Source organism: Aureimonas sp. SA4125, assembly GCF_019973775.1.
Lineage (GTDB): Bacteria > Pseudomonadota > Alphaproteobacteria > Rhizobiales > Rhizobiaceae > Plantimonas.
The window spans coordinates 1,196,578-1,208,951 of the sequence record NZ_AP025032.1; the positions used below are offsets into that span (position 1 = coordinate 1,196,578).

A 12,374-nucleotide genomic window follows, 5' to 3' on the forward strand; every position below is an offset into this window, starting at 1 on the left:
ACGCTGCCGCCGGCGGGTCGTACCGGCCGACCGCCCCGATCGCTCGGGCGGTCACATCGGCGCGACCGGCGGACCCGTCGTCACCGTCGGCCGCGGCCATTCGCCCGACATTCTGAAGCTGACGGGTTGAGAATTTGCTAGGGGCGTGGCGGTCGCGGTGGAAAGCGGCGTGAACGAGCCAAAAACATCGATTCCGTTCGTGGCGGTGGACAGGGCGCCTGCCGCCTCGAAAGTTCCAGCCGCGCCGTCGAGACTCAGTTTCTGGATCGCAACGCTCGGCCCGGTGCTGGAAAGCTTGGCCTGGAGTTTCTTGAACGGGATCGCCGAAGCGCCCGTCGCGAGCGCGAAAGGCTTCGTCCCGGCGCCGAGGAACACCGCCGGATCAAAACCGCTGAGCGATCCGTCCCGCGCCGTTACGGCGAGCGTCAGCTGCAGCCGACGGGCGATATCGGCCCAGCTGGTCACCGGCATGCCGACTTCGGCGTGCAGATCCGACAGGCCGGAAACGCCGACGGCGGAGACGCCGATCGCCGCTAGCAGCTGCGCCGTATCGATGCCGGAAACGCTGGCCGATCCCTTGGCCAGGGGGATGCGGGCGCGGCTATCGACGGCGAATCGGCCCTGGCCCTGGCCGCCGAGCATGCTGGCATCACCGACGTCGAACATCGCCACGCCGTCCTTGAACTTCACCGTCGCGGCAAGATCGGTGATCGGTACGGTGGCGATCGCGCCTTCCGCCGCCGAAATTCTGAGGTCGAGATCGAGCCTGTGGATGAAACCCGTCGCGATGCGCCGCTCGAATTCCAGTGGATTGCGCGGCAGGGGGGCGAGTGCCTGCGCAAAGGCGGTGAGATCGAGCTGGTCGAAGGCGAGGGTGCCGCTGACCGCGGGAACGGAGTCCGCTCCCATCGCCATTTCCATCGCGCCCGTGCCGGAATAGCCGACGATGCTGACGGTGGCGTCGCGAAGGTTCAGTTTCATCCCGGTGCTCTCGAGCGCGGCCTCGATCGCCATGGTGCCGAGATCGGGCATGGTCGCGTTCGGGTCACCGAGCCAGCGAACCGAACGGGCCAGCGAAGGCGTCGAAATTTTCACCGCGCCGGCGAAGTCGCTGTTGCCCCGGGTCGAGCCCGTGCCCGAAAACCGGATGTCGAGCGGCGGCGAGGTCAGCGTCAGGTCGATGGCGCTGGGGCCGCCTTCCAGAAACTCGAGCGGCGACGACAGTTTGAGATTGATGTCGGCCGGCTCGCCGTTCCAGACGTAGGAGCCAGTGAGGACGGCGGCGGCACCCGGCGAGGGCCAGCTGACCGTGATGTTGGCGTCGGTGATGCCGCGCGCATTGTCACCGGGTGCCGCGCGCACGGCGCCGTTGCTGATATCGACCCGCGTCAGATCGCCGAGCCGCGTCAGGAACGCCGCGAGATAGTGCGATATCTGGCGGAAATCGCGGCTGTCTCTCGACGATCCCAGCCCCGAGGGCGCCTCCTGCGCCGGCATTTCAGGCGCGCCACTGCGCCCGGTCTTGGCAGGGGCGGCAGGCGCGATGGCCGCTTGCGCGGGATCGGTCAGGGCGCCGGCGAGGAGCCGAGGCCGAATCACCGTCAGCCTCTCGATCTCCGCCCGACCGAAAAGCGCGTCCCAGAGACCGAGGTCCGCGATGATGGCGTCGACCGTCGCCATGGGACGGGCGCCGGCCATTTCCTCTCCGACGCGCACGCGCGACAGCCGGATCTGCGTCTTCGGCAGGAGGCTGAGCGAGGACGATCCTTCCACGCTGACGGGCAGTCCCGCCAGATCCGAAAGCTGGCGTTCGATATCGGCCCGCGCGGCGCCCGCCTGGAGGGAAAGCCCGGAGAGGATGGCAAAGGTCGCCAGCGTCGCCGCGACGAGGGCGACAACGATCGCCGAGACGCCCGACCATTGTCGCAGTCCCCAATGCCGCAGTCCCGACTGGCGCGGCGAGCGTGCCGACCTCTTCTCGATGCGCGTCACTCCGTTTCCCCTCACGCAGTCCCGACATCGACGGGCGTGGCCCATGAGGGCTCGCCTGGCAGGTGCCGGCGCTGAAGGCCGGCGGCATGGTTCGGGTCAGGGCATGCTGCCATTGCCCGCTGCGACGTCGCGCTTGTTTCTAGCGTGACTTCTGCAAGGGTGCAAAGCACCGGCCGTGCGATTGGATGCGGGGCCTGGCCTTCCCCGGTTGCGGACATCGCTGCTCTCGTGTCACGAGCAGAAGCGACGGCTGCAGGAGACCTTGCCATGACTGCCAGACTGCTGTGGACGCCGGACGAGGCGCGGATCGCCGAGCACCCGCTGACGGCTTTCGCCGATCATGCGGCCTCGGGGATCGGCGGAAGCGCGGCCGGATATCCCTCGCTGCACGCCTGGTCGGTGGATTGTCCGGGGGCGTTCTGGTCGGCCGTCTGGGATTTTTGCGCCATCATCGGCACGAAGGGCGAGACGGTCTTGTCGCCCGGAAACGACATGCTGTCCGCGCGCTTCTTTCCAGACGCCTCGCTGAACTTCGCCGAGAACCTGCTGCGGCCCGGCGCCACGGGAGACGCGATCGTCTTTCGCGGCGAGGACAAGGCCGAGGCGCGGCTGTCGCACGAGGCCCTGCGCGCGCTCGTCTCGCGCCTGGCGCAGGCGATGCGGGCGGAAGGCGTCGTCGCCGGCGACCGGGTCGCGGCGATGCTGCCCAACCTGCCCGAAGCCGTCGCACTGATGCTGGCGGCGACGTCGATCGGCGCCGTCTGGTCGTCCTGCTCGCCCGATTTCGGCGAGCGCGGCGTTCTCGATCGCTTCGGTCAGATCGAGCCGAAACTGCTCGTCGTCTGCGACGGCTACTATTATGCCGGCAAGACAATCGCGGTCGCCGCAAAGCTTCAGCCGATCGTCGAGGCGCTCAGGCCGCTGAAGACGATCGTCGTCGCCTATACCGGCGAAGCCGGCAACGTCGCGGCGGGGTTGCCGGGCGCCGTCACCCTCGCGGACTTCATTGCGCCGTTTGCGCCCGCCGACATCGTCTTCGAGCGGCTGCCCTTCGCGCATCCGCTCTATATCGTCTTCTCCTCCGGCACGACGGGCGTGCCGAAATGCATCGTCCACTCCGCCGGCGGCACGCTGATCCAGCACCTGAAGGAACACCGGCTGCATTGCGGCAACGGCCCGGGCAGCCGCGCCTTCTACTTCACGACCTGCGGCTGGATGATGTGGAACTGGCTGGTCTCTGCGCTCGCGACCGGCGCGACGCTGATCCTCTACGATGGCTCGCCGTTTCACCCCGATGGCAACGTGATCTTCGACTACGTTCAGGCGGAAAAGGCGACGTTCCTCGGCACCTCGGCAAAGTTCATCGACGCGGTGCGCAAGGAGGGGCTGACTCCGATCTCCACGCACGACCTGTCGAGCGTCCGGATGATCGCCTCCACGGGCTCGCCGCTCTCGCCGGAAAGCTTCGACTTCGTCTACGAAGGCATCAAGGCGGACGTGCATCTTGCCTCGATTTCGGGGGGCACGGACATCGTCTCCTGCTTCGTGCTCGGCGTGCCCTGGCTGCCGGTCTACGAGGGAGAGATCCAGGGCGCCGGTCTCGGCATGGCCGTCGATGTCTGGAACGATGAGGGAAAGCCGGTTGTGGGCGAGAAGGGCGACCTCGTCTGCACCAGGCCGTTTCCGGCCATGCCCGTCGGCTTCTGGAACGATCCGGCAGCGGAGCGCTATCGGGCCGCCTATTTCGAGCGCTTCCCCGGCGTCTGGTGCCATGGCGATTTCGCCGAGTGGACGGAGCACCGGGGCATCGTCATCCACGGCCGTTCCGATGCGACGCTGAACCCGCAAGGGGTCAGGATCGGAACGGCAGAAATCTACAACATCGTCGAGCAGATCGATGCGGTGATGGAGGCGATCTGCATCGGGCAGGAGTGGGACGGCGATGTCCGCGTGGTGCTGTTCGTCCGGCTCAAGCCGGGCTTCCAACTCGACGAGCCACTGGCGAAGACGATCAAGACGGCGGTCCGCCAGGGCGCCTCGCCGCGCCATGTACCGGCGCACATCCTTGCGGTCGCCGACATCCCGCGCACCAAGTCGGGCAAGATCGTCGAGCTCGCCGTGCGCGAGGTGGTGCACGGCCGGCCGGTAAAGAACAAGGAAGCGCTTGCCAATCCGGAGGCGCTCGACCTGTTTGCCGATCGCCCGGAATTGCGCGCCTGACACGATCGACGTTGATACGCTCGAAGTTGACGGGCTGCCCTGCCTGGTTGTCACGACGCAGGACCATCGCGGCGCGGATCTCGGCCGTCGGCTTGGGACCGCGCCCGTCCGCGGCGGTGTCAGGCCTGGAAGGCGGTGCGCAGGAGGTTGAGCTGCTCGCCGACCGGATTGACGGTCTCGTCAGAGGCCGGGTAGGCGCCGTAGATCTCGCGGTCGAGCATCGCGATGCGCCGCTCGAGCTTCAGGGCACGCTCGACAAGCGAACGGAAGATTTCAGGCAGTTCGTGGAAGAGGGGCGTGTCGCGGCCCGAGCCGACGCCTTCGAGCCGAACCTTCACCTTTTCGATCTCGACCTGCGCCCGCGTCATGTCACCCTGATTGGCGGCGCGCTGCAGGAGAAGCCAGGAGGCGACCTGCATCAGCCGGGTCGTCAGCCTCATCGATTCGGCGGCGTAGAGCGTCGCGGCGGCACGCGACAGCGCCTTGCAGTCGCTCCGACCGTCACCGTCGAGATAAACGGCCGTCTCGTCGACGAGCGTCATGCCTTCGTTGAAAAGCGGCTGGAACGACCGCGAGAAGGCCATGTGTTCCGCCAGCCGAATGGTCCGTTGATCGTCGACATGGTCGAAACTGTTCGTGGTCATGGACGGCTCACCAGACTGGATTCGAGAAACGGACCGGAATCGGCAATGCCGTAGACGACCGTCAGTGGAAACTGCTCGTCACGCCGCTGAATGGCAAGCCACCTTCGCGAGCTTGGTTAACGCAGGTTAAGCATTTTCGGTTCGCTCGCAATCCATGCTTCGGGCAAAAAAAGAGCCGCGAAAAGGCGGCTCTGAAGTTAAACAGGGAGGTGTCCGACAGGATGGAGAGCCATCCGTGTCTAACCAGAAAACTGGATATCCCCAGTAAACGCCAACATCCTTAATCCCGCGTTAACGATGCTTGCCGACAGGCCGCCACCAGATCCTGCACAGCGACCGGTGCCGACGAAGGATGTCGCTGCGGATGTCGTGCCCTATCTCAGCCCGTCCGTACCGAAAAAGGATGAACGATGCAGCTCCCTGACACGATGACAGCCGTGGTGCTCCGGGGCGCCGGCGGACCGGAGGTCCTGGTACCCGAAGCGCGGCCGCGGCCGCGACCGGCGCCGGGCCAGATCCTGATCGAGGTGCATGCTGCCGGCGTCAACCGGCCCGACGTCCTGCAGCGAATGGGTGCCTATCCCGCGCCAAAGGGCGCGCCGGACTGGCCGGGCCTGGAGGTCGCCGGCCGGGTCGCGGCGCTGGGTGAGGGGGGCAGCCGCTTTGCGCTGGGGGACAGGGTGATGGCCCTTCTCCCGGGTGGCGGCTATGCGGACTATGCCGCGGTCGCCGAGGAAAATGCCCTGCCCGTGCCCGAGGGCCTCAGCCTCGTCGAGGCGGCAGGCGTTCCGGAGACTTTCTTCACCGTCTGGCACAATGTCTTCCAGCGCGGTGGTCTAGTCGCCGGCGAGCGCTTTCTCGTCCACGGCGGCACGTCCGGCATCGGGACGACGGCGATCCAGCTTGCCAGGAGTTTCGGCGCCGAGGTCTACGTCACCGTCGGCAGCCCCGAGAAATGCGCAGCATCGCTGAAGCTCGGCGCGCACCATGCGATCAACTACCGCGACGAGGATTTTGTCGAGGCGATCAAGGCGGCCACCGGGGGCCAAGGCATCGACGTCACGCTCGACATGGTCGGCGGCGACTACACAGCCCGCAATCTGGCCGTCGCGGCCGAGGATGGCCGGATCGTCCAGATCGCCTTCCTCAGGGGCCAGGCGGTCGAGATCGATCTGCAGCCGATCATGATGAAGCGCCTGACCCTCACCGGATCGACGCTGCGGGCGCGCTCGGTGGCGTTCAAGGCCTCCATCGCGCGCGCGCTGGAGGAAAAGGTCTGGCCGCTTCTCGCCGACGGCAGCATCCGTCCGCTGATCGACACGATCTATCCTCTGGAGAACGCGGCCGAAGCGCATCGGCACATGGATGACGACCATATCGGCAAGATCATCCTGACGACGCGCTACTTCGCCGGCTAACGGAAAATGTCATGCCATCGAAAGCGCCGAGGTGCGAATCGCACGGCCGGCAACCGGCGGGAATTTCTCGCATTATGTGTGAAGAGCGGCGGTAAACTCAGGCGAATGCCGCGATTTCCTTGCGGTCTAAACGCGCAACCCTTATAAAGAGGTCGATTTCCAGAATTTGTGGTGCGATCCACAGCCTGTTTCCGGCGCGAGCCGGGGAGGCGACCCGGAGGACTGTCTTCATGGCCCAGCAACTTTTGATGCCCAAGGCGACCGCCGTCTGGCTGGTCGACAACACGTCCCTGTCGTTCGAACAGGTCGCGGATTTCTGCACGCTGCATCCGCTCGAGATCAAGGCCATCGCCGACGGCGAATCGGCACAGGGGATCAAGGGCATGGACCCGATCATGACCGGCCAGCTGACGCGCGAGGAGATTTCCCGCGGCGAGGGGGACGAGAAGTACCGTCTGAAGCTGTCGCTTCCCAAGGTCCGCGTGCCCGAGGCCAAGCGCAAGGGACCGCGCTACACGCCCGTGTCGAAGCGCCACGATCGCCCGAACGCCATCCTCTGGCTGGTGCGCAACCATCCGGAACTGAAGGATCCGCAGATCTCGCGGCTGGTGGGCACGACCAAGAACACCATCCAGCAGATCCGCGAACGCTCGCACTGGAACTCGGCCAATCTCCAGCCGATGGATCCGGTGACGCTCGGCCTCTGCTCGCAGATCGACCTCGACATGGAGATCGAGAAGGCGTCGCGCGGCATGCCGCGCCTGGAGGAGGTCGCGGAGGAAGAGCGCCTGCTCTCGGCGGCGCAGACCCAGAACTACCGCGGCCGGACCGAGTCCGAGGACGGCGAGCTCGATGCCGCCGCCGTCTTCGCCAAGCTGACAGCGATGAAGCGCACCCAGGCCGACGTCGATGCCGACGAGGACGAACAGCGCTGATCGACATCGGCGCCTGAATCCGCCTGCACATCGAAAAGGCCGGCCGCCATAGCGGTCGGCCTTTTCGTTTGTCGCGCCGGGCGAGAGGTGCGCCCGAGAACCTACGGCTTGACGGGCACGGTGTAGTTCAGGCCGAGCCGGCCGCCGTCGGCATAGATCGTCTGGCCGGTGACATAGCTCGCATCGTCCGAGGCAAGGAAGGTCGCGACCGCGGCGATCTCCGCGGGATCGCCGATGCGCCCGAGCGGGGTGCGCGACAGGATGCGGGCCTCGGCGCCCTTGTCGCTGGCGACGGCCGCCAGGAGATCGGTCATGATCGAGCCGGGGCCGATCGCGTTGACGCGGATGCCATAGGGGGCGAGCGACAGGGCCATGGTCTTGGTCAACTGATTGAGGCCGCCCTTGGAAACGGAATAGCCGACCTGGTCGGGCAGGGCGAAGACCGCGTTCACCGAGGACATGTTGACGATGGTGCCGGCCGGCCCGCCGCGCTTCACCGACTGCACCATGTGGCGGGCGACCGCCTGGCCGCAGAGGAAGGCGCCTTTCAGGTTGACGCGGAGAACGCGGTCGAAGTCGGCTTCCTCGAGGTCGAGAAAATCCGCCTTGTGGACGATGCCGGCATTGTTGACGAGGATGTCGATCGCCGAAAACCGCGCCTGGCAGGAAGCGACAAGCCGCGCGACGGCCGTCGCGTCGGAGACGTCGGTCGCCGTGAAGGCGATCGTGCCCTTGTCGCCGAGATCGTCGACGGTCTTCTCTCCAGCCGCCGCGTCGACGTCGGCGATCATCACGCTGGCGCCCTCGGCCAGATAGCGCTCGGCGATCGCCCGCCCGATACCCTTGGCGCCACCCGTGACGATCGCAATCTTGCCGCTCAGTCTCATCTGGAATTCCCTTCATCACTCTGCTGGATGCGGCAGGCAGTATCAGAGCATGCCGGGAAAATCAGCCATGACCCGTGACGGCAGCCTACGGCGCTCATGCGCCGTCGACGACGGTCGGCTGTCCGACAAATGGGTGGCTCCCGCGGAGACGCTCAAGAAGGGATTGCCGTCCGCCGTCAGGTCTCTGGAATAGAGGGAGGGAGAGCCGGTTCGGCTCGGCCGGCTCGCCAAGTGCAGGCGGCCGCCTGTCCGCCCGCCGCCATGCACCGAACCACAGGTTTTTTGATCCGCACACCTGATAATGAAAGGGCTGCGGAAAGATGCGGATCGCAGATGTGGAAGGATTGTGGCTCATTGCATCGATCACTTACGCTGATGGTGCATATACGGTAACTTTCGAATTGGTTGCATTTGGAGAATACGATGAGCGCGATGGAAAAGAGCCTTCGGCGCGCGCTCGAGGCGGGCGACGCGCGGGACCCGCAGTTTCGCGATTCGATCTACTCGGCATCCGAACGCGCGCTCGAGCGGCTGCTGCGGGATACGCCGGCCGACGAAGAGACGGCCTATGCCCGCCGGGTGCTCCTTGCCGAGACGATCAACAGGATCGAGGCCGACTATTTCGAGCCCGTCGGCGAGCCCGAGCATGTCGGCGAAGCATTCGAGGAGCCGGGCGATGCTGCCGCGTTGCAACATGAGCCGATCCACCGGCAGGAGGAAGAACGCTTCATCGCCGAAAGCGAGGACGCAGCGCAGGCCGGCGACGGCGTCCCGCTGTTCTGGGCGAACGGGCAGCAGGGCGACGTGCTCGCTGCGGAAGTCCCCGATGACGACGGCCGGCCAGCGGCGGCGCGCCCGTCCCCCGATGCCAGCGAGGCGGGCTCCGGCATCGCCTGGTCGCCCAAGGCCGGAGGCTCCTGGCGGGCCCTCCCGAAAAGCAAAGGGCGTCTGGGGCTGCCGGGTGTGCTGGCGCTGGCCGCTCTCCTCGCCCTCCTCGCGGTGATCTATGTCCTTTACGGCGCGATTTTCGCCCCGTTCGAACAGCGTGCCGCCGCTGGGAGTGCGGCAGCCACGGATGCGGCCGGCACCCCGGCCGCCGAGTGGATCAACATCTTCGACGGCCGGCAGCTCGACGTCATATCGACGCCGTCCGGCGGCACGGTCGACGGCGTCACCGTCAAAGACCTGCCGGCCGTGCGTCTTGCGCCCGCGGCAAAGGGGGGCGAGATCAACGTCGCCATTGGTCCGGGCGTCGTCAGCACGATCAAGGGTCGCAGCGTGAGGGTCGAGGTCGTCGCCGGCTCGTCCGACGGCAACGCCCGCGAATTCGGCATCCGCTGCCTCTTCGGCGAAGAGACCGCCTGCGGGCGCCAGCGTTTCCGGACGGAGCAGGCAAGCGAGACCTTCGTCTTCGACATGGCCGTGCCGGCCGCTGCCTCGGCCGCAGGGGTGCTGGCCATCGATCCGCAGCTCGGCGCCGAGACCGGCAATCTCGACCTCTATTCGGTGCGCCTGCAAAGCGGTGCCCGCAACTGACATGCGAACGCAGCATTCGCCTGTCATGCTGGCAGATGCTCGATTCCCATCGCCACCCTTGCCCCGCCCAGCGCCCTCGTCGCGCCCCGAGGAGCGGACGGAAGCCGGGCCTGCCAAGCCGGAGTATTCTTGACGACGATCCCTTCCAGCCCGGCGCCCTCCAGCCCGGCCCCCTCCGGTCCGGGCGGCGCCCATTCCAGCGAAGAGACGGACGGGCCGCGCCGCACGGTCTCGCTCCGAAGGGTCGCCCTTGCCGGCATCCTCGGTTTCGGCTTCGCGATGGCCGTCGATCTGCCGTCCTGGCAGCCGGTGCTCGCGGGCTTCTTCCTGATGATGGCGATCTGCTTCGTGCCGCGTCGGAGTGTCCGACGGATGCGCGCCAGCGACGAAATCCGCCGCCGCCAGTCTCCCCTGTGGCCGGATGCCGGCACCAAGGCGGTGGTCGAGGCCATGCTCGAGCCGGCCTTCGTCATCGACCGCAACCTCCTCTTGCGCTTTCGCAACGGCGTCTCGGAACGCGCCTTCGGCAACATGACGCTCGGTGACGCGATATCCCTGCGTTTCCGCTCTCCCGAGCTTCTGGCGGCGATCGAGGCCTCCGTCGCCGACAGGAAGACCGGCAGCGCCGACTTCGTCGAGGGCCGGTCCTCCGACCGGTTCTGGTCCGTCGACATTCTTCCCATTCCCGCCTCACAGGGCGAGCGCCCCTCCTTCTTCCTGCTGCTCTTCCGCGACCGCACGGCCGAGCGCCGGATCGAGCGCATGCGCACCGACTTCGTCGCCAATGCCAGCCACGAGCTGCGCACGCCGCTCGCCTCGCTGATCGGCTTCATCGAGACGCTGCAGGGCGCGGCCCGGGACGACGCCGTCGCCAGGGCGCGCTTTCTCGACATCATGCGCGACCAGGCCGCGCGCATGTCGCGGCTGATCGACGACCTCCTGTCGCTGTCGCGCATCGAGATGAAGCGGCATGTGGCGGTGGAGGGGAGGGTCGACCTCGCCGAAATCCTTCGGGAAGTGCGCGAGGCGCTGGAGCCGTTGGCAGGCGAAAGCGCCCTGTCGATCGAAATCGAGGCCGAGCCCGGCGCCCACATCGTTGCCGGCGATCGCGACGAGCTGCTGCAGGTCTTCTCCAATCTCGTCGAGAACGCCTGCAAGTATGGCGAGGGCGGCAAGCGCGTGGTGATGACGCTGAAACGAACCCGCGGACGCGATGGCGCCTTCGTGGAAGCTTCCGTCTCTGATTTCGGGGCGGGCATCGCGGCCGAGCACGTGCCGCGCCTGACGGAGCGATTCTACCGTGTCGAAACCGCCGGCTCACGCGCGCGAAAGGGGACCGGCCTCGGGCTTTCGATCGTGCGCAACATCCTCGTGCGCCACCGCGCGCGGCTTCTCGTCCACTCCGTGGTGGGGCAGGGATCGACCTTCACCGCACGCTTCCCGGTCAAGGACATCCACTGACGCCGCGATTCTCGATTTGAAAAAAATCAGTGGGTTAGACTGTCATAAAACTGCAATCAGACTGTCATAGAGACTTCGTGCAACGGGTCTACACCAACCCGTGAACCGCAGCCGACTTCGAGAGACGGCGCGCCTTTCCGGTTCGATCCACGAAACTCCTCAAGGAGAAATCCCCGTGACCATTCGCACCATCGCTGGCCTCGCGCTCGGCACCGCCCTTGCGCTCGTGGGCCAGGCCCATGCGCAGAGCCGCGACAACATCCAGGTCGTCGGCTCGTCGACGGTCTTCCCGTACAGCCAGGCGGTTGCCGAGCGCTTCGCCAACACCGCCTCTTTCAAGTCCCCGGTCGTCGAGTCGACCGGTACCGGCGGCGGCATGCAGATCTTCTGCGGCGGCATCGGCGCCCAGACCCCGGACTTGACCGGCGCCTCGCGCGCTATGAAGAAGTCCGAATTCGATCTCTGCGCCAAGAACGGCGTGACCAACGTCACCGAGATCCTCCTCGGCTACGACGCGCTGTCGCTGTCGAGCGCCCAGGGCGGGCCGGACATGGACATCACCAAGGCCCAGCTCTTCCAGGCGCTCGCCGCCGAAGTCGAAGTCGACGGCAAGATCGTCGCCAACCCCTACAACGCCTGGAACGAGATCGACGCCTCGCTGCCCGCCGAGCCGATCCTCGTCTACGGCCCGCCGCCGACCTCCGGCACCCGCGACGCCTGGGTCGAGCTCGTGATGGTCGAAGGTTGTGGTGAATTCGCCGCGATCGAGGCGCTCGAGAAAGAGAAGAAGGCGGAAGTCTGCGAGCGCATGCGCACCGACGGCAAGTTCGTCGAAGCCGGCGAGAACGACAACCTGATCGTTCAGCGTCTGGCTGCCGATGCCAAGGCCTTCGGCATCTTCGGCTACTCCTTCCTCTATGAGAACCAGGACAAGCTGAAGGGTGCCTCGATCGCCGGCGTCAAGCCGAGCGAAGAGACCGTGAAGTCAGGCGAATACGCCGTGTCGCGTCCGCTCTTCATCTACGTCAAGAACGACCACCGCACGGCGATCCCGGGCCTCAACGAGTTCCTGACCGAATATGTCAGCGAAGGCGCGATCGGCACGGGTGGCTATCTCGAGGAGCGCGGTCTCGTCCCGCTCAGCGCCGAGGAAGCCGCCAAGGTTCGCGACGCCGTCACCAACTCGACCGCGATGACGTCTCCGGCTTCCTAAGCCGAAGCCTCTTCGTCGTTCAACGTCCCGTCAGTCGCTTCGCGGCTGGCGGGATTTCGTGGGAGACC

At 66.4% G+C, this 12,374-nt stretch carries 10 protein-coding genes; 6 read left to right on the top strand and 4 right to left on the bottom strand.

Annotation, left to right across the window (positions count from 1 at the left end):
• Positions 1–51: 51 nt before the first annotated feature.
• Positions 52–1,992, bottom strand: a complete 1,941-nt coding sequence (locus Sa4125_RS05475; protein WP_224004555.1) for an AsmA-like C-terminal region-containing protein — start codon at positions 1,990–1,992, stop codon at positions 52–54.
• 267 nt (positions 1,993–2,259) lie between these two features.
• Here Sa4125_RS05475 and Sa4125_RS05480 point away from each other — a divergent pair, with 267 nt between their 5' ends.
• Positions 2,260–4,212, top strand: a complete 1,953-nt coding sequence (locus tag Sa4125_RS05480) for an acetoacetate--CoA ligase (protein ID WP_224004558.1) — start codon at positions 2,260–2,262, stop codon at positions 4,210–4,212.
• 119 nt (positions 4,213–4,331) lie between these two features.
• Here Sa4125_RS05480 and Sa4125_RS05485 read toward each other — a convergent pair whose 3' ends face one another.
• Complete coding sequence (locus tag Sa4125_RS05485) at positions 4,332–4,856, bottom strand: DUF1465 family protein (protein ID WP_224004563.1); 525 nt, start codon at positions 4,854–4,856, stop codon at positions 4,332–4,334.
• Between the two features lie 410 nt (positions 4,857–5,266).
• Between Sa4125_RS05485 and Sa4125_RS05490 the strand changes: the two genes are divergently transcribed.
• Entirely contained in the window at positions 5,267–6,274 is a 1,008-nt protein-coding gene (locus Sa4125_RS05490) for an NAD(P)H-quinone oxidoreductase (protein WP_224004566.1), read from the top strand.
• Positions 6,275–6,371: 97 nt separating this feature from the next.
• Here the strand turns inward: Sa4125_RS05490 and Sa4125_RS24155 are convergent, their stop codons facing one another.
• A complete protein-coding gene (locus Sa4125_RS24155) occupies positions 6,372–6,506 on the bottom strand; it encodes a hypothetical protein (RefSeq protein ID WP_267461358.1) in 135 nt (44 codons plus the stop codon).
• On the opposite strand from Sa4125_RS24155, the gene Sa4125_RS05495 reads away from it, so the two are divergent.
• Positions 6,505–7,209 (top strand): DUF1013 domain-containing protein, encoded by a 705-nt coding sequence (locus Sa4125_RS05495; protein WP_224004569.1) that lies wholly within the window; start codon positions 6,505–6,507, stop codon positions 7,207–7,209. The genes Sa4125_RS24155 and Sa4125_RS05495 overlap by 2 nt on opposite strands.
• Before the next feature lie 101 nt (positions 7,210–7,310).
• Here Sa4125_RS05495 and Sa4125_RS05500 read toward each other — a convergent pair whose 3' ends face one another.
• Complete coding sequence (locus tag Sa4125_RS05500) at positions 7,311–8,096, bottom strand: SDR family oxidoreductase (RefSeq protein WP_224004572.1); 786 nt, start codon at positions 8,094–8,096, stop codon at positions 7,311–7,313.
• Between the two features lie 423 nt (positions 8,097–8,519).
• Here Sa4125_RS05500 and Sa4125_RS05505 point away from each other — a divergent pair, with 423 nt between their 5' ends.
• From Sa4125_RS05505 to Sa4125_RS05515, 3 genes are all read left to right on the top strand, one after another.
• Positions 8,520–9,632: a hypothetical protein gene (locus tag Sa4125_RS05505; RefSeq protein ID WP_224004576.1), complete on the top strand. Its 1,113-nt coding sequence runs from the start codon at positions 8,520–8,522 to the stop codon at positions 9,630–9,632.
• Positions 9,633–9,761: 129 nt separating this feature from the next.
• A complete protein-coding gene (locus tag Sa4125_RS05510) occupies positions 9,762–11,093 on the top strand; it encodes an ATP-binding protein (RefSeq protein ID WP_224004579.1) in 1,332 nt (443 codons plus the stop codon).
• Between the two features lie 175 nt (positions 11,094–11,268).
• The gene (locus tag Sa4125_RS05515; protein ID WP_224004582.1) at positions 11,269–12,306 is read left to right on the top strand and encodes a substrate-binding domain-containing protein; all 1,038 of its coding nucleotides are present in this window, start codon (positions 11,269–11,271) and stop codon (positions 12,304–12,306) included.
• Positions 12,307–12,374: the final 68 nt, after the last annotated feature.

What these genes read in the sequence shown, in the direction of transcription:
- Sa4125_RS05480 (WP_224004558.1), top strand. Translation starts at nt 2,260, where the DNA reads ATGACTGCCAGACTGCTGTGGACGCCGGACGAGGCGCGGATCGCCGAG.
- Sa4125_RS05485 (WP_224004563.1), bottom strand. Translation starts at nt 4,856, where the DNA reads ATGACCACGAACAGTTTCGACCATGTCGACGATCAACGGACCATTCGG.
- Sa4125_RS05490 (WP_224004566.1), top strand. Translation starts at nt 5,267, where the DNA reads ATGCAGCTCCCTGACACGATGACAGCCGTGGTGCTCCGGGGCGCCGGC.
- Sa4125_RS05495 (WP_224004569.1), top strand. Translation starts at nt 6,505, where the DNA reads ATGGCCCAGCAACTTTTGATGCCCAAGGCGACCGCCGTCTGGCTGGTC.
- Sa4125_RS24155 (WP_267461358.1), bottom strand. Translation starts at nt 6,506, where the DNA reads ATGAAGACAGTCCTCCGGGTCGCCTCCCCGGCTCGCGCCGGAAACAGG.
- Sa4125_RS05500 (WP_224004572.1), bottom strand. Translation starts at nt 8,096, where the DNA reads ATGAGACTGAGCGGCAAGATTGCGATCGTCACGGGTGGCGCCAAGGGT.
- Sa4125_RS05505 (WP_224004576.1), top strand. Translation starts at nt 8,520, where the DNA reads ATGAGCGCGATGGAAAAGAGCCTTCGGCGCGCGCTCGAGGCGGGCGAC.